This is a genomic window from Adlercreutzia muris (genome assembly GCF_041223505.1).
GTDB lineage: Bacteria > Actinomycetota > Coriobacteriia > Coriobacteriales > Eggerthellaceae > Adlercreutzia > Adlercreutzia muris.
The window spans coordinates 1-24,237 of the sequence record NZ_JBCLQK010000001.1 but is presented as its reverse complement, the minus strand read 5'-3'; the positions used below and the strand labels follow the sequence as shown (position 1 = coordinate 24,237).

The 24,237-nt window shown below is 58.2% G+C and carries 17 protein-coding genes; 13 read left to right on the top strand and 4 right to left on the bottom strand.

Annotation, left to right across the window (positions count from 1 at the left end):
• Positions 1-175 precede the first annotated feature (175 nt).
• On the top strand, positions 176-985 hold the full coding sequence (locus AAK988_RS00085; RefSeq protein WP_331881798.1) for an ABC transporter permease: 810 nt from the start codon (positions 176-178) through the stop codon (positions 983-985).
• On the top strand, positions 975-1,733 hold the full coding sequence (locus AAK988_RS00080; RefSeq protein WP_369873392.1) for an ABC transporter ATP-binding protein: 759 nt from the start codon (positions 975-977) through the stop codon (positions 1,731-1,733). The genes AAK988_RS00085 and AAK988_RS00080 overlap by 11 nt, the downstream gene beginning before the upstream one ends.
• Here AAK988_RS00080 and AAK988_RS00075 read toward each other — a convergent pair.
• The gene (locus tag AAK988_RS00075) at positions 1,727-3,772 is read right to left on the bottom strand and encodes a DUF6541 family protein (protein WP_369873393.1); all 2,046 of its coding nucleotides are present in this window, start codon (positions 3,770-3,772) and stop codon (positions 1,727-1,729) included. The two genes, AAK988_RS00080 and AAK988_RS00075, sit on opposite strands and share 7 nt — an antisense overlap.
• An 11-nt stretch (positions 3,773-3,783) precedes the next feature.
• Complete coding sequence (locus tag AAK988_RS00070) at positions 3,784-4,911, bottom strand: CDP-glycerol glycerophosphotransferase family protein (RefSeq protein WP_369873394.1); 1,128 nt, start codon at positions 4,909-4,911, stop codon at positions 3,784-3,786.
• Between the two features lie 184 nt (positions 4,912-5,095).
• On the opposite strand from AAK988_RS00070, the gene AAK988_RS00065 reads away from it, so the two are divergent.
• From AAK988_RS00065 to AAK988_RS00025, 9 genes are read left to right on the top strand one after another with little or no spacing between them, the layout of a single operon-like run.
• The gene (locus AAK988_RS00065) at positions 5,096-5,809 is read left to right on the top strand and encodes an IspD/TarI family cytidylyltransferase (RefSeq protein WP_369873395.1); all 714 of its coding nucleotides are present in this window, start codon (positions 5,096-5,098) and stop codon (positions 5,807-5,809) included.
• Positions 5,803-6,825: an alcohol dehydrogenase catalytic domain-containing protein gene (locus tag AAK988_RS00060; protein ID WP_369873397.1), complete on the top strand. Its 1,023-nt coding sequence runs from the start codon at positions 5,803-5,805 to the stop codon at positions 6,823-6,825. Before AAK988_RS00065 ends, AAK988_RS00060 begins: the two co-directional genes overlap by 7 nt.
• Positions 6,826-6,859: 34 nt before the next feature.
• Complete coding sequence (locus tag AAK988_RS00055) at positions 6,860-9,136, top strand: CDP-glycerol glycerophosphotransferase family protein (protein WP_369873398.1); 2,277 nt, start codon at positions 6,860-6,862, stop codon at positions 9,134-9,136.
• Between the two features lie 43 nt (positions 9,137-9,179).
• Positions 9,180-10,400, top strand: a complete 1,221-nt coding sequence (locus tag AAK988_RS00050; protein ID WP_369873399.1) for a nucleotide sugar dehydrogenase — start codon at positions 9,180-9,182, stop codon at positions 10,398-10,400.
• Between the two features lie 23 nt (positions 10,401-10,423).
• Positions 10,424-11,479: a glycosyltransferase family 2 protein gene (locus AAK988_RS00045; protein WP_369873400.1), complete on the top strand. Its 1,056-nt coding sequence runs from the start codon at positions 10,424-10,426 to the stop codon at positions 11,477-11,479.
• Between the two features lies 1 nt (position 11,480).
• Positions 11,481-12,548 (top strand): glycosyltransferase, encoded by a 1,068-nt coding sequence (locus tag AAK988_RS00040; protein WP_369873401.1) that lies wholly within the window; start codon positions 11,481-11,483, stop codon positions 12,546-12,548.
• A 1-nt stretch (position 12,549) separates the two neighbouring features.
• Positions 12,550-14,664: a DUF6541 family protein gene (locus AAK988_RS00035; protein ID WP_369873402.1), complete on the top strand. Its 2,115-nt coding sequence runs from the start codon at positions 12,550-12,552 to the stop codon at positions 14,662-14,664.
• Positions 14,654-15,910 (top strand): alginate O-acetyltransferase AlgX-related protein, encoded by a 1,257-nt coding sequence (locus tag AAK988_RS00030; RefSeq protein ID WP_369873403.1) that lies wholly within the window; start codon positions 14,654-14,656, stop codon positions 15,908-15,910. The genes AAK988_RS00035 and AAK988_RS00030 overlap by 11 nt, the downstream gene beginning before the upstream one ends.
• A 51-nt stretch (positions 15,911-15,961) precedes the next feature.
• Entirely contained in the window at positions 15,962-17,488 is a 1,527-nt protein-coding gene (locus AAK988_RS00025) for an MBOAT family O-acyltransferase (protein WP_369873404.1), read from the top strand.
• Positions 17,489-17,581: 93 nt separating this feature from the next.
• Here the strand turns inward: AAK988_RS00025 and AAK988_RS00020 are convergent, their stop codons facing one another.
• Positions 17,582-18,772: a TRM11 family methyltransferase gene (locus AAK988_RS00020; protein ID WP_369873405.1), complete on the bottom strand. Its 1,191-nt coding sequence runs from the start codon at positions 18,770-18,772 to the stop codon at positions 17,582-17,584.
• 117 nt (positions 18,773-18,889) lie between these two features.
• Between AAK988_RS00020 and AAK988_RS00015 the strand changes: the two genes are divergently transcribed.
• Both AAK988_RS00015 and AAK988_RS00010 read left to right on the top strand, forming a co-directional pair.
• Positions 18,890-21,151 (top strand): sensor histidine kinase, encoded by a 2,262-nt coding sequence (locus AAK988_RS00015; RefSeq protein ID WP_369873406.1) that lies wholly within the window; start codon positions 18,890-18,892, stop codon positions 21,149-21,151.
• The gene (locus AAK988_RS00010) at positions 21,144-22,625 is read left to right on the top strand and encodes a hypothetical protein (protein WP_369873407.1); all 1,482 of its coding nucleotides are present in this window, start codon (positions 21,144-21,146) and stop codon (positions 22,623-22,625) included. The genes AAK988_RS00015 and AAK988_RS00010 overlap by 8 nt, the downstream gene beginning before the upstream one ends.
• A gap of 524 nt (positions 22,626-23,149) precedes the next feature.
• Here AAK988_RS00010 and AAK988_RS00005 read toward each other — a convergent pair.
• Positions 23,150-23,824, bottom strand: coding sequence for a hypothetical protein (locus AAK988_RS00005; protein WP_369873408.1), 675 nt, complete (start codon positions 23,822-23,824; stop codon positions 23,150-23,152).
• Positions 23,825-24,237 lie beyond the last annotated feature (413 nt).

The following is a 24,237-nucleotide window of genomic DNA, read 5'->3' as shown; positions in this document are numbered from 1 at the left end:
CGAGGAAGAAACCGCGCGTCTCGCAAAAAACTGCCGCTGCCTCGACCCCTCCCACCCGAGTGCAGTCCCACGCCACGGCTCCCTGCGGTCGATGAATCGCATATGGGTAATGTGATGGCGGCGAAGCAGTGGTAGAATAAGCCCTTGCCGATATTGGTCGCGAGAAACGAGGATCGTGGGCACGCTCTCGGAGATACTCAAGGAACAGTGGCAATGGCGCAAGCAGATCTTGAGCCTGGGGCTGTTCGATCTGAAGAAAACGTCGGCGGGCGCGGTGCTTGGCCCCCTGTGGTTCTTTGCGAAGCCGGCGGTGTACATCCTAGTGTTCTGGTTCGCCTTGGGTGTTGGCCTGAAGAGCGCGGATCAGACGGGGTCGGACGTGCCGTACGTTCTCTGGCTGGTGGGCGGTCTCATTCCGTGGTTCTATATCCAGGACATGATCGGCCAGGGCGTCAACGTGTTCAGCCGTTACTCGTATCTGGTCACGAAGATAAAATTCCCCCTGGCGGGCATTCCGACCATCTACAGCATCTCGAATTTCGTCATTCAGATCGGCCTTGTGGTGGCGCTGCTCGCGATACACTTCATCTGCGGTCAGCCGCTTGACCTGTATCTTTTGCAGCTGCCGGTGGCCATGGTGCTCATGTTCGTCTTCTTTGACATGTTCTCCCTCATGACGAGCTTGCTTTCGGCCATCAGCAAGGACTTCATGAACTTGCTGAAGACGCTCTCTACGCCGCTGTTCTGGCTGTCGGGTATTATCTTCAACGTGTTCAATCTGGGGATTCCCGCCATCGAGCTCATTCTCATGTTCAACCCGATCACCTTCATCGTCACCATGTATCGCTGCGCGGTGTACGACAAGATGTGGATTTGGGACAAGCCCGAGGCGATCATCGGGTTTGTCATCGTCTTCGTCGTGACCGCCATTGCCACGGCGATCATCTACCGCCGCACTCACGAGGAGGTGGCCGATGTCCTCTAGCTCGGTGGATCCTCAGGCTCCTGTTGCCATCAAATTCGATCATGTCACGAAGACGTACAAGCTGTACGAGAACGATCGGCAGCGTTTCTTCAGCGTGTTCAGCAGTCGCGACAAGCGCAAGCTCATCACTAAGGTGAACGCCAGCAACGACCTTACCTTCGAGATACGCAAAGGCGAGGCGGTGGCGTTTCTCGGGCACAATGGCGCGGGGAAGTCGACGGCGCTGAAGATGATCACGGGCGTGACGTTCCCCACCAAGGGTACGGTGACCGTCAACGGCGCCGTGAGCGCTCTGCTGGAGCTGACGGCCGGCTTCGATTCGCAGCTGACGGGGCGCGAGAATATCTATCTGCGCGGCCATGCGCTCGGCTTGGAGAACGAGGAGATCGCCGCCCTCGAGCCCAAGGTGATTGAGTTCGCCGACCTTGGCGTGTACATCGATCAGCCGGTACGTACCTACTCCTCGGGCATGAAGGCCCGCCTGGGTTTTGCCTTCGCGGTTTCCAGCGATCCGGAGATCCTCGTGGTGGACGAGGCGCTCTCGGTGGGCGACAAGCAGTTCCAGGAGAAGTGCTTTGCCCGCGTGCGCGAGATCATGGAGGACGAGAACGTGACGGTCATCTTCGTGACCCACGCCTCCTCGGCGGCGCAGGAGTTCTGCACGCGCGGCATTGTGCTGGACAAGGGCACGATGAAGTTCGACGGCCCCATTCAGGAGGCCGTGGACTACTACGAGAGCAACTACTGATTTGGCGGTACGATCCGGTACAGGCGCATATCGCCCTCTTCCATGATCACCTCGAAGCCAGGGGTGCCGCCATCTACGGCTTCGATGCCGGCGAAGTCCTTCCGATTGTCCTCGTTGGTCTGGATGAGCCAGACGCCGTCCTCGAAGGGAACGTTGTGGTCGAGCTGCAGAACATAGGCGGCGCCGGCATCCTGGACGGCTCGGGCCACCTCCGGGTCGGCGGCAAGTTCGGCGAGGTGCTCGCGGATGAGGGGACTTGCCTCGGTTTCGGTGCCCAGGTCGATGTGGCGGTAGTAGGTGTTCAGCCCGTTTAACCCGTAGGCGAAGGCGCTGCCGTCGTGGGGATCGTTGATGACGAGGGCGTCCGGCGGAATCATCTCCATCGCCCTGCGCACGAAGGCTTCCTCGTCGGCGCTGTATATCTGTTCTTCTGACATATCGTAGCCCTCTTCGAAGAGCAGATGGAAATAGCCGAAGGCCGTGCCGACGGTTGGCACGAAGTGCGACTCCTCCACGTCGCGGGGGAGGTCGTGTTCGGGGGATGCAACGAAGACGGGGAAGAAGTTGACCAGCGAGAACGCCGCCAGCACAAGCACCAATGCAGGCTTCGGCGAGAGGCGTCGCGCCTTTCTCGCTGCGAAGCCGGCGATGGCGGCAAGGCCCGCGGCGGCCACGGGCACGAGGAAGATCTCGGCGCAGCAGAGGATGCGGTAGGGGTCGCTGTACCAGAAGCCGGCGAGGAAGGTTCGCAGCGTGTAGCCTGCATCCACGCACCGGCGGGCGGCGTATACGAGCAGCATGTAGGTGCCGGGCAACGCGAGCCACACCCGGCGGCGGCGCACCAGCGCCACGACGCCGATAACGCAGACGGCGGCGAGGATCCACTGCGGAGGCTGCTCGGGGTAGAGCGAGAACGCGGCGGCGGCATAGAAGCTCTCGGGCCAGGAGAGGTTCAAGTTGCCGGTGTTGTCGTAGAGAACCACTTGCTGAAGCGGCGGGGCATAGAGCATGAGCTGCCAGATAGCGTAGCACAGCACCGCGCCGGTAAGCCATACGAGCGGCGCGCGTCGGAAGGGATTGCTCGGGGCGAGGCGCGGACTGCGGCGTGCGGCCTCGGCAGCCTTGTGGATGAGGAATGGGGCGAGGAACACCAGGGCGGTGAACAGCCCGTTGGGATGGGCGAGACCGAAAAACGTCACGGTCAAAATGCTGGCGGCGACGATGCCCATCCAATGCTTGAGGCCTCCCTCGTCGAAGGGACGCATGACGAGCGCCAAGGCCGCGGGAACGAGGGAGAAGCTGATGAGATTGGCGAGGAGCTGTCCTTTCAGCAGAAGAACCCAGGGGAAGCAGGCGAAGGCCATGGTGGCGACGGCGCCGGCGGCGACGACTGAGCGGCGTCGGGGGAAGAGCGCCGTCATGAGCGCCAGGGAGCTTAACGGGTAGGTGAGGCCGGCCAGCGCCGCGTTCAGGGCGTTGAAGATGATGGGGAGATCGATGCCGGTGAGGGAGAAGGCGAGGGCGGCCATAAGGTGCCAAGCGGAAGGATAGTAGCTAGACGAAGCGATGTGGGAGGTAGCGCCGTCGCTGTGGTGCAGCGCTGACCAGTCGCCGGTGTCGATGAAGTGTCGTGCGAGGTTGTAATGGGTCTGGTCGTCGAAGCGGCAGTAGAACGACTCGGGGCTGTCGAGCGGTTTCACGAACACGTACAGACAGACGAGGGCGCCGACGGTGAGATAGAAGGCTGCGAGTGCGAGTTGCTTGCGGTCGGGAGCAGCGGGCTTCGGACATCGTTGCCACGAGATGCCGAAGACCAGAACGCCCGCCGCAAGCACGGGGAGAAACACGTTCGGCCATCCGCATGGAACGGAGGCAAATCCCAAGACTATGGCGATCAAGCAAAAGCCCGTGACGCTTACGAGGGGCGCCGCTCCCAAAGAAAGCGTGCGGGGAAGTCCGACTCCGTGAAGGAGGAGGTAGCCCGGAAGGTACAGCGCAAATACGATGACGGCGGCGCAAAGGAAGAGACTTGCCCACATGGCTCTTCTCCCTAGTGGGCCGGCTTCTCGGCCAGGGCGAGTATGCGCTCGCAAAGCTGCTCGGTGCAGGTGCCGCGGGGCGGTAGAGCGATGTTGCGTCGCACGAAGGCTTGGAAGGCGTCGTGATCGAAGGCGTCGCTCTCGATGGCTTCCATGATGGCGCGGGGGTCACCCGTGAACAAGGTCGGGACGTCGTTTTCGAAATCGATGGTGAGACCGCGCTTCTCGCGGTAGGTATCCCAATCGTAGGCGTACAAGTAGACGGGGATGTCCAGCAAGCCGGCCTCGTAGATGACGGTGGAGTAGTCGCTGATGATGACGTCGGCCACGAACAGGGCATCGAATTGGCCGCCGGGGATGGTGACGACGCGCTGGTCGTCGATGACCTGCTTGCTCACGGGATGGGGCTTGTAGACGAAGTTGAAGCGGTCGAAGTCGACAGCACCGATGAGCGCTGCCGCGGCCTCGGCTTCGTTGGCGGCTGGCTGCTTGCGGAAAGTGGGGCAGTAGACGATGGTTTCGCGACCGCGCAGCTGCGGATAGGCGGTAAGGATGGCCTCTCGCTGGCGGGCGCGGTGCTGTTCGTTCAGCAAGAGATCGACTCGGGGGAGGGGCGCCTCGAAGAGCTTGGCCGGAGCGGCGTTAAATGCGGCGGCGAACTCGTCGGCGAAGCTGAGGGACGAGGTGGCGATGGCGTCGTAGCCCTCGTGCATGTGCATCAGACGCGCCGTCGCTTCGGAATGCCCCTCCTCGGTGCCGAAGGCGGTGTAGCCGAACCGCTTCATGTTGCCCAGGGAATGCCATATTTGAATGACGGGCACGCGAATGCGGTCGTGCAGAAGCCCGACGACGATGCAGTAGGAGTCCAACACCACGGCGCGGCTCGTCGCGATGTAGTAGACCTGGCGGATCATTTCGATCAGGTAGGCCGCCGGATTGCGCAGCTGCTTGGCGAGGATCACCACGCCCCACGGCGGATCGCGTCGCTCGCAATACTCCTTAATGAGCCGAAAGTCGACCGGCGCGCTATCGCTCTGCCGACTAATACAAACGATGCGCTGTTGTTGCAGCAGCAACCGGCAGAGCGCATAGAGCGCCGCCAGAAGAAGGGTTGCTATGCCGATGGCGATCTTGCGCACCGCTGAATCCTTTCGTACATCTTCGAATCAAGGGTTTATGGTACCACGACCCTCGCATTCCTCTCCGACAGCGCCGCGCATATGCGCAAAACGTAGGCTGGGATGCAAGCGGGCTTTGCTAAGGGCAAAGGGTGCTAGAATGACGGGAAGCCATTGCCTTGCATCAACCAAAAAAGGAGCGTCCATGCAGTTTGCTGCTATTCTTGCCGGAGGGTCGGGGGTTCGGATGGGGAACCCCGATAAGCCGAAGCAGTTCTTCTTTCTGGGGGATAAGCCCATTCTCGTGCACACGCTGGAGAAGTTCTGCGCGGCCGGATGCTTCGATAAGGTGCTGGTGCTTACTCCGGCGACGTGGGTGAAGCAGACGCGGGACATCGTGGCGAAGCACTGCCCGCAGTATGTCGACCAGGTTGAGGTCATCGCCGGTGGGGCCGAGCGCAACGACACCATCATGAACGCCATCGCCCATCTCGAAAAGGAATGCGGCGCCGATGAGGCGTCCATTATCGTGACCCATGACGCGGTGCGCCCCTTCGTCTCCCTGCGCATCATCGAGGAGAACGTGGCCGCGGCTCGCGAGCACGGAGCATGCGATACGGTCATCCCCGCCACGGATACCATCGTCGAGAGCGTTGACGGCGCGACCATCTCGGCCATCCCCAATCGCAGTGTCCTCTATCAGGGGCAGACGCCGCAGAGCTTCAACATGGCCGAGCTGAAGCGAACGCTCGAGTCGCTCACGGGAGAGGAGCGTGCCATTCTCACGGACGCCTGCAAGGCCTTCGTTCTGCGCGGCAAGCCGGTGGCCCTCGTGCGCGGCGATGTTGAGAACATGAAGATCACCTACCCGCAGGACTTGCGCATCGCTGAGGCGCTGCTGGGGGCCGAGCGATGCTAAACACCGTCTATCGGCTGGTGGCGCCGCGGACTTTCGAGCCGGTGGTCGTGTCGCAGGATACGGCGGGCAAGGTCGTGGTGCGCCCTACGCACCTCTCCATTTGCAACGCCGATCAGCGCTACTACCAGGGAACGCGCGACAGGGCCGTGCTCGACCGGAAGCTGCCCATGGCGCTTATCCATGAGGGTATCGGTCGGGTGGTCAGCGACGGCACTGGCACTTTCCGCCCGGGCGATCGCGTGGTGATGCTACCCAACGCTCCGGTGGAACAGGATGAGTTCATTGCCGAGAACTACCTGCGCACAAGCCGATTTTGCGGCAGCGGCTTCGACGGCTTCATGCAGGAGGCTATGGTGCTGCCGCCCGAGCGCGTGGTGCTCCTGCCGTCGGGCATCGACCCGGAAGTGGCAGCCTTCACGGAACTCGTGAGCGTGGCCACCCATGCCATCTCGCGTTTCGATGAAATCGCCCATGGGCGCCGCAGCCGCATCGGCGTATGGGGCGACGGCAACATGGGCTATATCGTCTCACTCCTCCTGCATATGAGATTCCCTGATGCGCAGATCGTCGTGTTCGGCCGCAATGAGTCGAAGCTGCACGACTTCACCTTCGCCGATGAGACGCATCTGGTCGACGACGTGACCGAAGTGGAGCTCGTCGACCACGCTTTCGAATGCGCCGGCGGCGAAGGATCCGTTGCCGCCATCGAGCAGATTATCGACCGCATCAACCCCGAGGGGACCGTGTCACTGCTCGGCGTATCCGAGAACAACGTGCCCATCAACACGCGCATGGTGCTGGAGAAGGGTCTTCGCCTGTTCGGCAGCAGTCGCAGCGGGCGCGAGGATTTCGAGAGGACCGTCGCGCTCTACCGCGAGCACCCCGAGGTCGTCGATTACCTCGGTGCGCTCGTCGGCGATGTCGTGGGTGCCCGTCAGGTGGCGGATCTGTCCGCCGCCTTCGAGACGGACATTCGCAAGCCCATGGGCAAAACCGTCATAAAGTGGGATATGTAAGCGCCCGATCTGGGCTCGGAAGGAGAAGGCCCTTATGCTCAAGCGCCTCAAAGCGGCCGTCAGAAGCTTGGGAAGGCGAGCGGCCCGAGGGGCCCTCTTCTCGTGGTACTACCCTCATCTTTACCGCAAGGCTGCCAAGGAGCCGGTTGCGTCGGGCACGGTCATCTTCCTGGACAACAAGGAGGGCGGCCTTTCCGACAACTTCAAAGTGCTCTATGACCGGCTCGCTCGCGTGCCCGGCCTGCAGCTGCGGCTGATGACGCTGGGGGAGGGCCGCGGGTTTCGCGCGTACTTTAGAAACTGCGTCCGCTTCGTCCGCGCGATGGCCACGGCGCAATATGTCGTGCTCAACGACGCCTCCAGTCTGGTGAGCTGCGTGCCGCTGCGGCCGGAGACGACGGTCGTGCAGTTGTGGCACGGGTGCGGTGCCTTCAAGAAGTGGGGGATGAGCACCGCCGACCTCAAGTTCGGGGCGACGCGCGAGGAGATTCGGCGCCATCCCTACTATCGCAACCTCTCGCTTGTAACGGTGAGCAGCCCGGAGGTAGTGTGGGCTTACGAAGAGGCCATGGATCTTGCGAACGAGGGCGTCGTGAGCCCGACGGGCGTGAGCCGCACCGACGTGTTCTTCGACGACGAGTTTCGCGCTCGCAGCCGGCAACGCCTCGAGAGGGTTGTGCCCCAGGCAGCGGCCAAGAAGATCATCCTGTACGCGCCGACCTTCCGGGGGCAGGTGGCCCAGGCCTCGGCGCCCGAGTATCTGGATGTGTCGGCTATGGAGCGCGCCTTGTCCGACGACTACGTTCTCGTGGTGAAGCACCATCCCTTCGTCAAGAAGCGTCCCTCCATTCCCGCTGAATGCCGCGAGTTCGCCTTCGATGTGTCAGAAGAGCTGCCTATCGATGAGCTGCTCTGCTGTGCGGATGTCTGCATCTCCGACTACTCGTCGCTCGTCTTCGAGTTCGCGCTGTTCGAGCGCCCCATGGTTTTTCTCGCCCCCGACCGAGCCGACTACGATGATTGGCGCGGGTTCTACTACGATTACGACGAGCTGACGCCGGGCCCGGTCGTCGAAGACACTCAGGGAGTCGTCGACTACATCGCTGATCTGGAGGAGCGTTTCGATCGGCAGGCCGTGATCGCCTTCAAGCAGAAGTTCATGAGCGCTTGCGATGGGCACGCCACCGACCGCATCATCGAGGCCGTGTTCGGCCCGGAGGTTCTGGCCGAGTCGAAGCGCGAGGGTGCGGTGGAGGCGCGGCCTTTAGTGAGCGTCGTCGTGCCGGTGTACAACGCCAAGAAACATCTGCGGGAGTGCCTCGATTCCATTGCTGCGCAAACGCTTGAGCGCATCGAGATCATTTGCGTGGATGACGGCTCTACCGACGGGTCGCTGGACGTCCTTTACGAGTATGTGGCCGCCGACTCCCGTTTCGTCGTGGTCACCCAGAAAAACCAGTACGCCGGGGTGGCACGCAACAAGGGCATCGAGATCGCCCGGGGCGACTACCTGGTCTTCTGGGATTCCGATGACTATTTCGATGCGACGGCGCTCGAGAAGATGTACCGCCAGTGCGAGGCCGACGGCGCCGATATCTGCGTCTGCGGCGCTCGCCAGCTGTTCCAGGATACGGGGAAGATTCTTCACGGGCCTATGTACCTCGTGAAGAAGCAGGTACCCGCTAAACGGCCCTTCAACCGCGGTACTATCCCTCTGCACATACTCACCTTCACCACGATGGTGGTGTGGAACAAGATGTTCCGCCGATCGTTCGTGGTGGAAGAGGGATTGCGGTACGCGGCGAGCCGCAGCAACAACGACGTGGAGTTCGCCGTGTGCGCCCTGTGCACGGCGCGGGCCATCACGGTGGTCGAGGAGGATCTCGTCACGTATCGGCGCAATCAGGGCACGGCGCTCACCAACACGCTGGAGGCTGCGGCCCTCGACCCCGTGAAAACGTGGGTCGCTACCCGCCGCGAGCTGGAGCGGCGCCATGTGCTGCCGCGTATCAGCTTCGCGAACCGCGCCGCGACGAGCATCACCTACATGTTTCGCAACATGACTTCCTATGAAGGTTTCAAGACAACGGCGACGTACTTGCGCGAGCGCGGCATGAAGGAGCTGGGGCTTAACGAGCTGACCGTGCGCTCGCCCTGGCAGCGCGCGTTCTTCAAGGCGCTCAAAGACGACGGCGTGGAACAGGCGCTCATGGTGCTCATGCACGAGACCTACGCGCAGCAGCTCGCCGGCAAGACGAAATGCGATGAGTTGCTAGAGGAAATCGATGCGCTTCGAGGCCGCGCCTCCTAGTGCTATACTTTTGCGGATAAACCCGAGACGATAGGAGCTCACCTTGAACATCGCCGTTGCCGGCACCGGCTACGTGGGGCTTTCCCTGGCCGTCCTGCTGTCCCAGCACAACCATGTGACCGCCGTGGACGTCGTTCCCGAGAAGGTCGACCTCATCAACCGGGGCCTTTCGCCCATCGCGGACGCCGAGATCGAGGACTACCTCGCGAATCACGAGCTGGACCTCACCGCCACCCTCGACGGCGCGGAGGCCTACAAACAGGCGGAGCTCGTCGTCATCGCCACGCCCACCAACTACGACTCCGACAAGAACTTCTTCGACACGAGCTTCGTGGAGCAGGTGATCGAGCTGGTGCTCGAGGTGAACCCTGAGGCCGTCATGGTCGTCAAGTCCACCGTGCCCGTGGGCTACACGAAGGACATCACCGAGCGCTACCCGCAGGGCAAGTTCCTCTTCAGCCCCGAGTTCCTCCGCGAGGGGCACGCGCTCTACGACAACCTGCATCCCTCCCGCATCATCGTCGGCGTGCCGAGCGAGTCGCCCTACGCCGAGGAGCTGACGGGCGCCGCCGAGACCTTCGCGGCTCTTCTGGCTGAGGGATCGCTTGACGCGGAGACGCCGGTGCTCATCATGCGCGCCACCGAGGCCGAGGCGGTGAAGCTGTTCGCCAACACCTACCTGGCCTTGCGCGTCGCCTACTTCAACGAGCTGGACACCTACGCCTGCGTTCGCGGGCTGGACGCCTCCCAGATCATCGAGGGCGTGGGGCTGGACCCGCGCATCGGCGGACACTACAACAACCCGTCGTTCGGCTACGGCGGCTACTGCCTGCCCAAGGACACCAAGCAGCTGCTCGCCAACTACGACGAGGTGCCCCAGAACCTCATCGAGGCCATCGTGGAGGCCAACCGCACCCGCAAGGACTACATCGCCGACGAGGTGCTCGACCGCGTGACGCGGCTCGTGTACCAGGGCGTCGCGCAGCCCAAGGTGGGCGTCTACCGCCTCACCATGAAGACGGGCTCGGACAACTTCCGCGCCAGCTCCATCCAGGGCATCATGAAGCGCATCAAGTCCCGCGGCGTGCCCGTGGTGGTGTTCGAGCCGACGCTGGATGCCGAGGAGTTCTACGGCAGCGAGATCACCCACGACCTGGATGCCTTCAAGCGCGACTGCGACGTCATCCTCGCCAACCGCTGGAGCGAGGACTTGGCCGACGTGGAGGACAAGGTGTTCACGCGCGATCTGTTCAAGCGCGATTAGAAAGAAAGCTTCGGAGCAATTTCATGGGTCAGCCTAAAGTCAGCATCATCGTGCCCACATACAACGTGGAGCCCTATCTTCGCGAGTGCCTCGATTCCATTTGCCGCCAGACACTCAAAGACATTGAGATCATCTGCGTGAACGATGGATCGACGGACGGCTCGCTCGCCATTATCAACGAATACGCCACCCGAGACAGCCGCATCGTCGTGCTCGATGGCCCCAACGGCGGTTACGGAAAGGGCATGAACCGAGGTCTCGACCGCGCGACGGGCGAGTACATCGGCATTGTGGAGCCCGACGACTTCATTGCGCTGACCATGTACGAGGATCTTTACGCCATCGCTTCCGAGCACGATCTTGATTTCGTGAAGGCCGACTTCTACCGCTTCACGCGGGAGGAGAACGGCGACATGGAGTTGAAGTACAACCATCTGGACAAGACCGACACCTGGTACAACAAAGTGTTCGATCCGAGCCAAGAGCCCGAGGCGCTCCGCTTCATCATGAACACGTGGAGCGGCATCTATCGGCGCCAGTTTCTGGAAGAGCACAGCATCCGCCACCACGAGACGCCGGGCGCGTCGTTCCAGGACAACGGCTTCTGGATGCAGACGTTCGTTTACGGCCGCCGCGCCATGATCGTGAACAGGCCCTACTACCGCAATCGCCGGGACAACCCCAACTCTTCGGTGAAGGACACCGGCAAAGTCTATTGCATGAACGTGGAATACGACTACATCGAGGATCTGCTGCGGAAGGATGCCGATGTGTGGGAGCGCTTCAAGGCCATGTTCTGGTTGAAGCGGTTCGGCAACTACACCTTCACGCTCTCTCGCATCGATTCGTCGTTCATCCCCGAGTATTGCGAGCGCATCCGCGAGGACTTCCTGCGGGCGCGCGATGCGGGCGAGCTGGATCAGGCGGTGTTCAGCGAGAAGCAGTGGAACGATCTGCAGGCGATTTTCGCGAATCCGCAGGCCTTTGCCAAGCGCTATATCGCTCGTCGAAACAAGAAGGCCCGTCGCAAGGAGGCCATCGAGTCGGCGCGCGTGTGGGCGCGGAAGGTGCTCAAGTAGTATGGCCGAGGCGACAAGGGCAGCAGGGTGCCCGAGCGTGTCGGTCATCCTGCCCATTTACAACGCGGCCGCCTACGCGGAGGAGGCGCTGCGGTCGCTTCTCGACCAGACGCTTCGCGATATCGAGGTCATCTGCGTGGACGACGGATCCACCGACGGCACGGGCGACCTTTTGAACGCGTTGGCGGAGGAGGACGATCGGATCGTCGTGGTTTCCAAGGCCAACGGAGGTGCCGGTTCTGCCCGGAATGCCGGGCTCGATGTTGCGCGGGGGGAGTACCTGTCCATTCTCGACATCGACGATTTCTTCGAGCCGAATATGCTCGAGTGCGCGCTGAACGCAGCTCGCGCCGATGATCTCGATGTGCTCGTGTTCCGTTCCGACGAACTGTATCCGGCTACCGGCGAGCGCAAGTCCATTCCGTGGACTATTCATGAGGATCTGCTGCCCGAACCCCGCCCGTTTGCCGGGACAGATGTTCCGCGCGACATCTTCAAATTGTTCGTCGGCTGGTCGTGGGACAAGCTCATCCGCGCGAGCTTCGTGCGCGAGTACGGGCTCCGCTTCCAGGAGATCCGCACGACCAACGACATGCTCTTCGTGTTCAGCGCCGTAGTTCGCGCCGAGCGCATCGGCATCATCGAGGACGTGCTGGTGCATCATCGCAAAGATGTCGGTTCCCTATCGGTGACGCGCGAGAAGAGCTGGGGCTGCTTCTACGAGGCGCTTTGCGCATTGGGCGGCCAGCTGCGCGCGTGGGACTTGTACGAGCGGTTCGAGCGGGACTATCTCAACTACTGCGTCCATGCGGCGCTGTGGAACGTGCGCACGCTGGCCGAGCCGACGCGAACGCTTCTGACGCAGCGCTTGGCCGACGAGTGGTTCGACGCCCTGGGAGTTCCCGCTCATGACGAGGCGTACTACTACAACAAGGGAGAGTACGAGGAGTTCCTCCGCATCTACGATCCCGGGAAATACCGTCGGCGCTCTTGGAAAGCTGCTCCCCGCAAGGCTCTGCGGCGGGCGAAGCGGCTGTTGAAGCGCTCTGCGGCGAAGGGCGGCCGCTAGCATGTGGCTGTCGTTCTCGCTCGCTTTTGCCCTGGCCGTCCTCCTGCTGTTCGTCCCTGGCCTGTTGTTCGCCAGGGCCGCCCGTTTCGCCCCGCTGCAGTGCGTCGGTTTTGCGCCCGGGATCTCCGTGGCGGGGTATGCCGCTCTCTGCCTTGTGTATGAGCGCATCGAGGTGGCGACGAGCGCTCTGACCATCTGCGGCGGTTGGCTGCTCATTGCCGCCGTGGCCTTTGCCTGCTCTTGCGTTGCCCACAGGGGTCGCTTGCGCGCCGCCCATGCCGTACGTCCCAAATTGCCCCGAGGCAAGGCCCATGCCCGCTGGTTCTGGCTTCCGATCGTTGCTGCTTACCTTGTCGTTCCCCTCGTGGCCGCCACGGTTCTCTTCCTCAAGCCCATGGACGGGGCTGATGCCTTTATGCAGGCTTTCGACAACGTGTCCCACTTGGGGACGATTCGCGGGGCGTTGGACTCGGGCATGATGGATCCCATTGGGAAGGTCGGCTACTATTCTGCCATGGAGGATGTGGCGCGACCCTTTGCGCCGACTACTTCGTTTTATCCAGAGATGTGGCATATGCTGACAGCTATGGTGGTTCCTGCGGCAGGCGGATCCATCCCCGTGGCCATCAATGCCATGAACTGCGCGTTTTCCTTCGTGGTCGCTCCCATGGGGATCTGCGCTCTTGTCTTCCAGCTGTTCGGCGCCGATCGTCGCAAGCTGCTGATCGGGGCTTTGGGATGCGTCGCCTTCGAGGCCTATCCTTGGGGAATGCTTGTCTATGGGCCTCTGTACCCCAACCTCGCCTCGTTCGCTCTGGTGCCCGGCTGCGTGGCGCTCTTCCTGCTGCTGTGCTCTGAGAAGCCCGTGGGCCGGATGAAACGGATTGCGGTAGCGGCGTTTTTTGCGGCTGGGCTTTTCTCCGGCGCGGTCATGCAGCCCAACGTCGTCTTTACCGTGGGTGTTTTGCTCGCCCCCTACTGCGTGTGGGAGGCGAGTCGATTGCCCCTGCGCTGGCGACGGACGGCTGGGGGCGTTGCGGGCTGGCGCATTGCCTTCGCCCTCGTCGCGGCCGTCCTCATCTGCGCGTTGTGGGTATTCGCGTTCAACCTTCCGGCGCTGTACGCCGTGGTTCACAATAACTGGCCGAGCATCTCCAGCGTGAAGCGCACTTTGTTCGATGCAGTGCTGCTGGGGCTGATGAAACATCCGGTGCAGCCGGTGGTGGCGCTGCTTGTGTTCGCGGGCATTGCGAGGACGCTTCGCCATCGGCGCTACCTCTGGCTTACGGTTGGCTACGGGTTGTGTCTGGTGATGTATTTCTTCTGCGCGGCCACGGACGGTTTTTGGGATAATCTGCTCACGGGCTTTTGGTACAGCGACCAGTACCGCATAGCGGCTATGGTGGCGCTGGCCGGCATGCCGTTGTTCGTGTACGGCTTCGATGGGACACTCGGCGCTGTCAGGCGCTTTGCCGTTCGACGGGGAGCCTCGAGGAAGGCGGCCCGCTTTGTGTGGCCGAGCGTTGCCGCGGCCGTTGCGATGGCGGTTGTCTTCTGCCCGACCATCAACGTGGGCGATCATGAGTGGGACACAGCCTTCGGCAGCTTCAGCCATCGGGTCTCCTATCTGTACAACCCCCATGCGTTCCGGCATCTCAGCTGGGAGGAGCACGAGTTCGCCGAAGAGGTCCAGGCCATCGTTGGCGATACGGGGCTCATCGCCAACGAGCCCTTCGACGGGAGCGTGTACCTGTTCGGTCCCGACGGCATGCCCGTTTACTACAAGAGCCTGCGCGGGTTCGGCGATGATGGCGAGAGCGCCGACAGTGCGCTCATCCGCGAGCATTTGAACGAGCTGGCGACGAATGAGGACGTCCAGCGAGCCGTGCGCAACACGGGCATTCGCTACGTTCTGCAGCTGGACAAGGGCAACGTGGAGAAGCAGCCCGGCCGCCATGGCGGCTACAAGGAGGCCCAGTGGGTCGGCATCGCCTCGGTTGACGACGATACGCCTGGCTTTACTCCCGTGCTCTCCGAGGGGGATATGCGCCTGTACAAGATCGACGACGCCTACACGACGCCCATGGGCGGGACGGAGACGAAGCATGCGAGCTGATCGGGCGAAGGCGGGTGTCATCCGAAACGGTGCCTGCAGGCTGAGGGGCGCTTTATTCACCGCTGTTCTCTGCCTCATGCTGGCGGGGCCGACGATTTTGTTCGCCGTCGAGAGGATTGGCGTCGAACTCCCTGGTTGGCTGACGAGTGAGGACGCCACCTATTTGTCGGGCGGTGTTCAGAAGACGGATTTCTCGAGCGTCACGGGCCTGCGATCGCTTCTGAAGAGCATTCATCAGAATGCCGAGAAGGAGATCGGCAACTACATTCCCATGAAGGCGACGGCGCTGCTGACCAACGCCACATGGCAGCGAGGGGCGATTGCCCTTTCCAACGGGCTGTGGGGCTGGGAGTGCTACCCGACGTCCTTCGGCGCCGATCACTTGTACATTCCGGCACAGAAGGCCGTGTGCAAGTGGCCTCGGACGGTCGATCCGGCCTCGGATGCGGGGCTGGCCTCTTTCGTCGAGGGGCTCGATGGCGCCACGCGGACGCACGAGGGCGTTAAGTTTGTCTCGTACTTTGTTGCCCGGTCGGAGGCGGCGACTCCCAACCCGGCGCGCGCCTACCTCGGCGCGGCGTACACAGCAACGGATAGCGCCGCGTTTGTAGCCGATGCCCTGGATGGTGACGCCGTTGAGGTGCTGCATTCGGAAATAGACGACCTTGATGCCTATTACGAGCAGTTCTTCCGGAGCGATCACCATTGGCGGGCCCTGGGGGCGGCGAACGCCTACAACCAGATCGCCGATGCTCTTGGCAAAACCCATCTTCCGACGGAGGTAGCACCAGTGGAAGGGCCGCTGTACTCCGGCGCCTATGCGCGCAATTCGCTGTGTTTGGTGACTGACGAGCCCACCGAGCTCGCCTACGACTTCGCGGACGTCGAGCTTTCCAAGGGTGATACCGCGGAAGGCGGCAACGAGCACGCGCTTTACGCGAGTGCCGACGTGCAGAACAAGCACTGGCGCTTCTACGACTTGTTCTACAACTCGTTCGCGACGGCGAAGGGAACGGGAGAGGGCCGGGCGCTTCTGGTGTGCGACTCGTTCGGTTTCGCGCTTTTGCGCCCGCTGGCTACGGGGTTCGCGGAGGTGGCGTGCGTCAACTCGCTTCAGGCCACGGCGGAAACCGACCAGAGCCTGGGAGAACTTTTGCGGGAAAGCGGGGCCGACACCGTGCTCTTCGTCGGCGACCCTGGCAATTTCAGCACCTTCTGCGAGAGGAATCCGCGGTTCTTCGAATGACGGTGATACCCTAATGGCTTGCAGACTTTTACGAGGTTGAGGAGTTTACCCGTGGTCTTTTCCAGCACGATATTCCTGTTCGCGTTCTTGCCGCTGTTTCTGGCGGTGTACTTTGCCATGCCGTGGCGGCCGGCGAAGAACGTGGTTCTGCTGCTGTTCTCGCTTCTGTTCTACGCCTGGGGCGAGCCGGTGTACGTGTGGCTCATGGTGGTCTCCATCTGCTTCAACTGGCTGTTTGCCTTCATCATAGGCAAGTGCGGCGAGGGCAAGACAGCGCCGAAGCGCTTCTGGCTCGTGGCGGCGCTCGCGGTCAATCTGCTCGTGCTCGGGTTCTACAAGTACCAGGGCTTTCTGGCCGAGAACATCAACCGCGCCATCGGCGAGGAGTTCATCGCCGAGCTGAATCTGGCGCTGCCCATCGGCATCTCGTTCTTCACCCTGCAGGCCATCACCTATGTGGTGGACGTCTACCGTGGCGAGGTGAAGGTGCAGAAGAACCCGCTGTACCTCGGCATGTACATCGCCATGTTCCCGCAGCTGGTGGCCGGCCCCATCGTGCGCTACGCCGACATCGAGCACGAGATTGACAACCGCCGTGCGACGCTGGAGGGCTTCGCCCAGGGCCTGCGGCTGTTCTGCGTGGGCCTGGGCAAGAAGGTGCTGCTCGCCAACACCGCCGGCGTCCTGGCCGACTCGCTTTTGCCCCGCGAGGCGGCCGAGATCGGCTTTATCGGCTGCTTCTCGGGCGTGGCCGCCTACACCTTCCAGATTTACTTCGACTTCTCCGGTTACTCGGACATGGCCATCGGCCTGGGCAAGATGATGGGCTTCGAATACCCGCGCAACTTCAACTACCCCTACACGTCCAAGTCGGCCACGGAGTTCTGGCGCCGCTGGCACATGTCGCTCGGCGGCTTCTTCCGCGACTACGTGTACATCCCTCTCGGCGGCAACCGCGTGAGCACACCGCGCTTCGTGCTGAACACCATGATCGTGTGGGGTCTGACGGGCATTTGGCACGGCGCCGCGTGGAACTTCCTTCTGTGGGGCCTGTACTGGGGCGTGCTCATTCTGTTGGAGAAGTTCTTCGTCATGAAGGTGCTCGACCGCTTGCCGCGGTTCGTGAGCCACATCTGGTGCATTGTGCTGTTCTTCTTCGGATGGCTCCTGTTCGCCGTGACGGGGCTGACGAATGTGGGGGAGTGGTTCTGCGCCATGTTCGGCGCCTACGGGTGGCTGGGCACCTCCACGCTCTGGGAGCTGCAGTCGTGGAGCTACGTGAGCCTCGTGCCCGTCTTCATCGTGGGGTCGCTGCCCTGGGCGCCGTGGCTGCGCAAGAAGATCCAGGCCTGGGCCGAGGGCGACTCGCATCGCGCCATCGTCGCCGCCCCGCAGAAGGGCAACACCACCGTGCCGCCCTGCCAGGTGGTTTGCGAGGGCCCCGTGCCCGCCGGCCGCGCCCGCGCCGTGAGCGCCGTGAACGTGCTCGCCGACGTGGCTCTTCTGGCCGTCTTCGTGCTGAGCTGCATGTCGGTGGTCTCCAGCTCGTACAACCCGTTTATTTACTTCCAGTTTTAGATCGAAGGCGGGGAGAAGCCAAGTGATACTGCCCGCTAAAGAGTATCAAAGCTATGATTCTGCAAATTTCTCAGAACCCCTTGGTCTGTTGTGCTAAACATAGGCGAGCAGAACAACTTCCTCTCTCATTCGTCGATGAAGTGATGAGTCTTGGTTGGATGTGCGAATAGGAAGATAACGACTACTGTCCGGTATCTCACGCGTCGCTCTTTCGTGAAGACGGACTCCGTGTGCTTCCAGCGCCTTCTCCATGAGGAGATCGTTGCGAATGAAGTTGCCTTTTATTGATGAGTTACCGATAACAATCACCACAGATGCTCCAGCCTTGCAGATTCTTTTTATCTCCGACGAGAATGCAAGCAGGTCATATGCATATCGCTGGAGCATTTTTATTGGCAACAAGCTAATGTCTGAGATGTTCTCTTCATCTTGTTTTATGCATTCGACTAAATGCAATACTCTTTCGTCTGCAGAGGCAGAAATGGCGCGATTGGCCCCAATGCTGTCTGAGCGTATTGCACGAAGCTCAGGAATCGAATAGCCAAGCCATATCAATGAAAGACGATGGCCGCGCAGGTAATCAATTGCATTGAGGTAGGGTGGAGATGTGATAACGGCGTCAACAGAACCGTCCGGTATGTTTAGCTTGCGTGCGTCGCCCAGTTTAACTTTGGCGCTTCCGGGGTATCTCGGATGATCGAGCAATTTAGCGATCCTTTTAACGGAAGATAAAAAGCCATCGTATACATTGTAATCATTGTCTTCGGGGGAAATCGTGCGATGTGGTCTACTGTGAGATGTGTCAGATGCTAAAGAAGCTTTGGGCGACTTGGTATCAATTAGGCGGCTTAAGGCTAATCCCAGAGCGTCTTTGATGTTGGATGGCTCCATTTCTGAGATAATTATCGAAAGGCGTGACAGTTGTTCGCGTTGTTTTTCTCCGAACCAGAATTCAGCAAACTCCTGTGTTTCCTCGTCATCCCAGAGAACGGGGACGTCGACTATTTTTCTTGCCATCGATTCAATCGTCTTGGCGGTACTCATCAGGACGGTTGAATCGTATGAGTTCGTGGAGACCCTGCTCATCAGAACAGCAAGTGGATCCATGTCAAAACCAAGTGCGTTAAAACCGAGATTGACGGATTCTCTTATCACTGTGCCTGAGCCGCACATGGGGTCGACAATAGTTAAAGCGCGATCTTCGGCCGAACTTGCTATTTGCTTCAGATGGGCGGATGCAAGATCTGACGCCATACGTGCTGGAAATGGGTGTATGTTTGCCAAGTTGAACCTCTTTTGAGTGATAAAATAGCTTTAAGTTATTATAAACGAAGTTGTCAACTCGGATAACTAGGTATCCCTACGTCGATAGTGTCCGTCTTCGTTCTTGTGAGGTGCACAATGGAAGCACAGGCTCTCAAAATCAGACCGTATGCTCGCTTGTTGACGATGCTTGGCGATCAGCTGATAAAGGATGAAAGTGTTGCGCTTTCGGAACTGATCAAAAACTCCTATGACGCAGATGCTGAGTGGGTTGCGGTGGAATTCAACAACTTTGGACCGAATTTTGAAGTTATGGATAACTCGGAGATCGTGATCGAGGATGATGGTTATGGAATGACAAGGGAAGTTGTGGAGAATCACTGGCTTAATCCTGCTACTCCGGAAAAGTATAAGCGCAAAAGAGAAAACCCCTATACTCCAAAGGGGCGAATACTCCAGGGAGAAAAAGGGATTGGAAGATTTTCTGCGTTTAAGCTAGGAAAAGAAATAAAACTTGTCACTCGTAGTGCGCAAAGAGACGAAGTCGGACGTATTACGGGTCAAGGAGAGAAGGGGGAGAGGGAGCTATACTATGGTTTTTCGCAATATGGCAACGAGTTTTTAGGGAATCTAGAGACCGATGGTGCAGTGTTTCTCGATGAGTTGGAAGTGACTTGCACGGAGATCGAGCCGCCCGTAACGATCTCTTCGGAAAGGCAGGATCCGTTCGGGGAAAAGCGTCGTAAACCATATGGCACACGACTCAGCATTTCTGCATTGGAAAACGATTGGAGCGCAAGCAAGGTTCAAAGGGCCTGGCGAAAGGTGAACAGCTTGATGCCTATCTTCTCGCGACGAAAACAGACGGATTTTCAGATCGTCTTTTTGAAAGACGGTCGCATTGTGAGCGATTTCGAGCGGAGCCAAACCGAGTTACTGGATTTAATTGAGAATAAGGCGGTTTACCGCGTAACTGATGGTCATTTTGACGAGGCTTCGAGTCGTGTTACTTTCAAATTGAATGGTCTTTCAGAAATCATTGATTTGACGGACGAGCGCCTGAATGGTTACAAGTTTGTCGAGGCGTATTGGAAAGAAACGGGAAAGCGCGTTGAGGATCTAAGTTGCGGTAATTTCAACTTTGAGTTCTACCTATTCGACTTCAACGCAAAACCGAACGATGGTGCCAAGTACTATTTGGACAAGAATGAAAAGGCGCGCATTAAGGAGCATCGAATCTATTTGTACCGAGATGGTATCCGTGTTCTTCCCTACGGTGACAAGGAAGATGACTGGCTAGGGATAGATGTGTATAGAGGGACTATCAAGGCGAGTGCATTTCCAAGCAACGATCAAATGATTGGGTGTGTGTATATATCGCATAGTGACAACCGTCATCTAATTGACAAGACGAATCGTGAGGGACTCATAGAGGATTCGTCTGATTTTCAAGAGTTTAAACTTATAATTAAGATTATTCTATTCTGGATACAGAGAAACCCAATGCAGCATTATCTTGATGGGAAGCAGGCCCGAGCAAAAAAGGCTGAACTTGAGGCTGGGAAACCATTAGCTTTGATGAAAGACCTTCGAGAGTATGCTTTATCAATCGACGATCCAGCTCTCGAGAAAAAGATTTCGTTTGTCGAAAGAAGCTATCGAAACGATATTGATCAATATATTAAGCGCATCGAAAAAGTCGAGAATCTTGCAGCGGTTGGGCTAGCGGTGGAAACAGCCTCCCATGATCTGAAGCAGGTTCTTAGTCGTGTGCTTGAGCAAGTGAAAAGCATGCGAGAGAGGCTGAAGGAGTCGGGACTACCGCCATTGCGCGATCTTAAGCTGTTTTTCAAAAAAATACATGGTGAGCTTTTGTTTGTAAATAACTCTCTTGGTGATATTCAGCTCCTGTTCCCTTCCGCTAAAAGAAGAGCGCGTGATCTCGATGTTTCTGTTGTTATTGCTGAGGTTGGCTCAATTTATTCAGAGCTGATGGCTAGAAATAATATTTCGTGGGAGATAGTGCCTGAGAAGGCCAGCCTCATTGCTAAGACAACAGATGCGGTACTTCTGCAAGTGTTTATCAACTTGTTTGATAACTCCGTGTACTGGTTAAAAACAACTCGAAGGACACGCAAGATTCTCGTTGTGGTGGATTCGGCTCGAGCGCGAATTGTCTTCGCAGACAATGGTCCTGGGGTGTTGAAAAGCGATGAGCCATATATATTCGAAGACTTTTATTCGGGCAAAGGAGAAGAAGGGCGAGGACTTGGTCTCTATATTGCACGACAGCTTTTGGATAGATATAATTTTACAATAGATTTGATTACGGACGCTGAAGAGAAGATTCTCCCCGGTGCAAATTTTCTGATTGATTTTTCTGGAGGATGCCATGAATAGTCAAGTGGATGAGCGGGAAACTGTCCTACCGAATCATGCAAGCAAGCATTACGAATTCCTGTCTCTCTTCAAGGGTACCGTTGTAATATTCGACGATGAAGTTAACAGGGCGGACTCAGCGATTCACCAGGTCAAGAACTCTCTGGAAAAAGCAGGATATTACGTTGCTTGCAACGTTAATGAACCTTCCGTGGAGAGCTTAGAGGCGTTATATGATGTAGCTTTTGTTATTTGTGACTACCTCTTCGATAGTGGAGGAGGTTCTACTGCGGATGGGGACGAGGATTTGGAAGAAGACCTCGATGCGATGACGTTCGATCCTGTTGAAGCAAGATATCAGGGACGGCAGATCGAAAGCCTTCGGGCGGATCGGATGGCCCACTTTTTATGCGAGGCGCGTGAGATGTTTATTCCCGTTTTCGTACTTACTGCAAAGGGAGATGCAGAAAAAGAATTGATGGAGGCCAATCCGCCCATCTCTGATCCCTACGTCGTATCTAAGTCAAATGATCTAACAGTTGAAAAAATCGATACATTATTGGGCGATTGGTGCAATCGGTGGCCTGCTTTGTTTGTTTACAGGCAGTGGCTGAAGGGCGCAATTGGGGCACGACGACGCATGTTGGCTGATATGAGCAAGATTGATAACGATTGGGCGATTGATCTTTGGCGGCTGGCGCAAAAAGATAATGATTCAGAGTATGGTCCAAGTGCCCACGAATTTACTGAAATCATGAATCGTTGCTTCATGAATCGCTTCCCGTATTCTGTTGTTGATTTGACTTGGTTGAAGGATGAGTGCGATCGGCGCTATAAAGAAGAAGGGGAGATATCCAATCAGTTTGTTGAGAAGATCTTAGAGGGCGAGCGATTCGTTGAGCTGCCTTTGGAGGATGCTGCATCGCATTTTGCCACCGGAGATTTGTATAGAGGGAGGAAAGAAGGCGAGGACGAGTATTTGGTGAACATAAGGGCACAATGTGATTTAGCGCGAAACGATAATCCTGATTTGTTCCTGTTGAAGGGAAAGCCGGGAAAGTACGAGCAGCTTATCGTCCCTTATCCTGTGGTGAAAGATAAGGCGCTCCATTTTGCGCATGATGAAAAGTCTTTCGATCAGAACGAAATTGTCGGAATGCTTGAAGCGGGGAGGCTCTCTAGGAATTTTTCGAGGCATATTAAGCGATTATCGCGACCGCCGTATCTGGAAAATGGCGCGGTCATTTCCAGATCGAATCAGTGCGTCGTTCTCTTTGTTGCAGGAGAAGGGTATATTGATTTCGATTTGAGGAGTCTGATCGTTGAGCAGGAGGCAGAACGAAATGTGATAGAGGTCGAAGAAGGGAATACAAAGGTGCGCTATGAAAAAATTGGACGCATAACCTCACCTTATGTTACGGATTTGCAGCATAGATTTGCGTCGTATACGGTCAGGACGGGTCTTACTCCTGCGCCATCAGGTTATTTTAGATAGCCTCTTTTTACGGTTCGCGACGTATGTTATCCGGTTCCTTCCTCTGATCTATGGCTAATGTTGCATCTCTCCTAGATCCGAGCGTTTTGGGGCGACGGGTTGTCCCGTTCGGCGGCATCGTGGCGTTCGGCATTTTGCCGGCGATCTCGTTTGCCGTAATGAAGAATGATGAAGTTATTTTCTGGCTCAAAGATAAGTGGTATATTCATTTTGGGCCAACGAAGGCAAGCAAGGCACAGACCCCTGATGCCTCCAGGTGGAGGAAACTCTATTGAGGAGAAGCCACTGAATCCCCGCAGTTGGGAGTTGGAAGTGGTCGGTCTGGGGGTCTTCTCTCAATCTAACGGCCTATTGGTCCACGGAATAGTGTTCGCTCGTATTGTGCGATCCTGAAGAATGCTCACAAGCCGATCCAGTGCAGAAGCGCATTCTGGATTGCTGTGTTGCGGGTCGGCGGCTATCGCATCTTTCGTGAAATGCGCTAGATAAAACGATTGATCCGGCTTTGGCATAGGATGTCCTCCTTAAGCTCTAGATTGTTTGTCGTCGCTCGTTGGTTTCTGCTCCTTGCTCTCCCTTTCTCTCTTTATTGATTCTGCCGTTTTGCTGCCGATCAGTCCCTGTATGGCTATTGCAGCGAAGTTCGCATTCATTTCAGCGTAGTTAGTGCTGGAGAACCAAAGATAGATGAGGGCGTAGATGTTGGACGCAGCGACTAGTATTAGGAATATGCCCGCTTTGCTTTCTAGATAGCAAAAGGTTAGCCCCATTGTTACCACCAGGAGAATTCCGCAGGAGACTAAGCCGACGATTCTCATTGAGTTGCGCGTTTCGCTGGACGGACGCCATGGGCAGGCGGCGGTTGTGGCGATGGCCGCACCGAGGAATATAACTATGGGCGGGAGAACTGCTAGCCACGTGAGCAAGACATCCGTCAACGATGTTCCCCCTAGGCCGTAAGCCGCAGCTAGTGTCGCGACAGCCATAGCGACCAAAGATGCGATTGCGCAGACGTTCCAGGTGCGTCGATGCGGGTAATCGCGCAAAGGGTACTCAAGGCCAATGTCGTTGCCTAGCTTCCATCCTTGAAATGCGATATGCGGCTTATAAAACTCCCTTGTTTTCATATTGCCGCCTTTCTCCTTTCCGGTGATCGTCCGGAAAATGCTGGACGCTTCTAGAGACCACGTCATCATCACGAACGATTCTCCGAATAGGGTCGTGGCGACGAGCAGAAGGGCGAGCGCGATAGTCGGTGGCCACCAACACGCTGTTTGGCCTAGGGCGCCGATTAGGTTCGGGAACACGGCAAATACGCCAATTGCCGTGCGTAGCGGATAGCCGAGACAAACCAAGAAATTCGTCGAACGCGACATTTTGACGAGTTTGCCATAAGTTCGGTCACCTCTCACGCCCTTTATTCTTTTCGGAGAGCGTTGTTTGCCGCTTGAAGTCGAAGCGTTTTCGGCCGAAGGCGCATCCGAAAAGTCACGGTTGTCCCCGCGCCTTGGCCCAGAAAGGACTAGCCATGTGCGTGAGTATTGCGGCATCCTCGGGTGGTGATTCCGCAATGCGTCAGTGCGCAAATCCATTGGCCATCGGTGCGCGCTTG

Bases quoted from the DNA above. Each gene is read 5' to 3' on its own strand.
- AAK988_RS00080 (WP_369873392.1), top strand. From the start codon at position 975: ATGTCCTCTAGCTCGGTGGATCCTCAGGCTCCTGTTGCCATCAAATTC.
- AAK988_RS00075 (WP_369873393.1), bottom strand. From the start codon at position 3,772: ATGTGGGCAAGTCTCTTCCTTTGCGCCGCCGTCATCGTATTTGCGCTG.
- AAK988_RS00065 (WP_369873395.1), top strand. From the start codon at position 5,096: ATGCAGTTTGCTGCTATTCTTGCCGGAGGGTCGGGGGTTCGGATGGGG.
- AAK988_RS00060 (WP_369873397.1), top strand. From the start codon at position 5,803: ATGCTAAACACCGTCTATCGGCTGGTGGCGCCGCGGACTTTCGAGCCG.
- AAK988_RS00055 (WP_369873398.1), top strand. From the start codon at position 6,860: ATGCTCAAGCGCCTCAAAGCGGCCGTCAGAAGCTTGGGAAGGCGAGCG.
- AAK988_RS00045 (WP_369873400.1), top strand. From the start codon at position 10,424: ATGGGTCAGCCTAAAGTCAGCATCATCGTGCCCACATACAACGTGGAG.
- AAK988_RS00040 (WP_369873401.1), top strand. From the start codon at position 11,481: ATGGCCGAGGCGACAAGGGCAGCAGGGTGCCCGAGCGTGTCGGTCATC.
- AAK988_RS00035 (WP_369873402.1), top strand. From the start codon at position 12,550: ATGTGGCTGTCGTTCTCGCTCGCTTTTGCCCTGGCCGTCCTCCTGCTG.
- AAK988_RS00030 (WP_369873403.1), top strand. From the start codon at position 14,654: ATGCGAGCTGATCGGGCGAAGGCGGGTGTCATCCGAAACGGTGCCTGC.
- AAK988_RS00015 (WP_369873406.1), top strand. From the start codon at position 18,890: ATGGAAGCACAGGCTCTCAAAATCAGACCGTATGCTCGCTTGTTGACG.
- AAK988_RS00010 (WP_369873407.1), top strand. From the start codon at position 21,144: ATGAATAGTCAAGTGGATGAGCGGGAAACTGTCCTACCGAATCATGCA.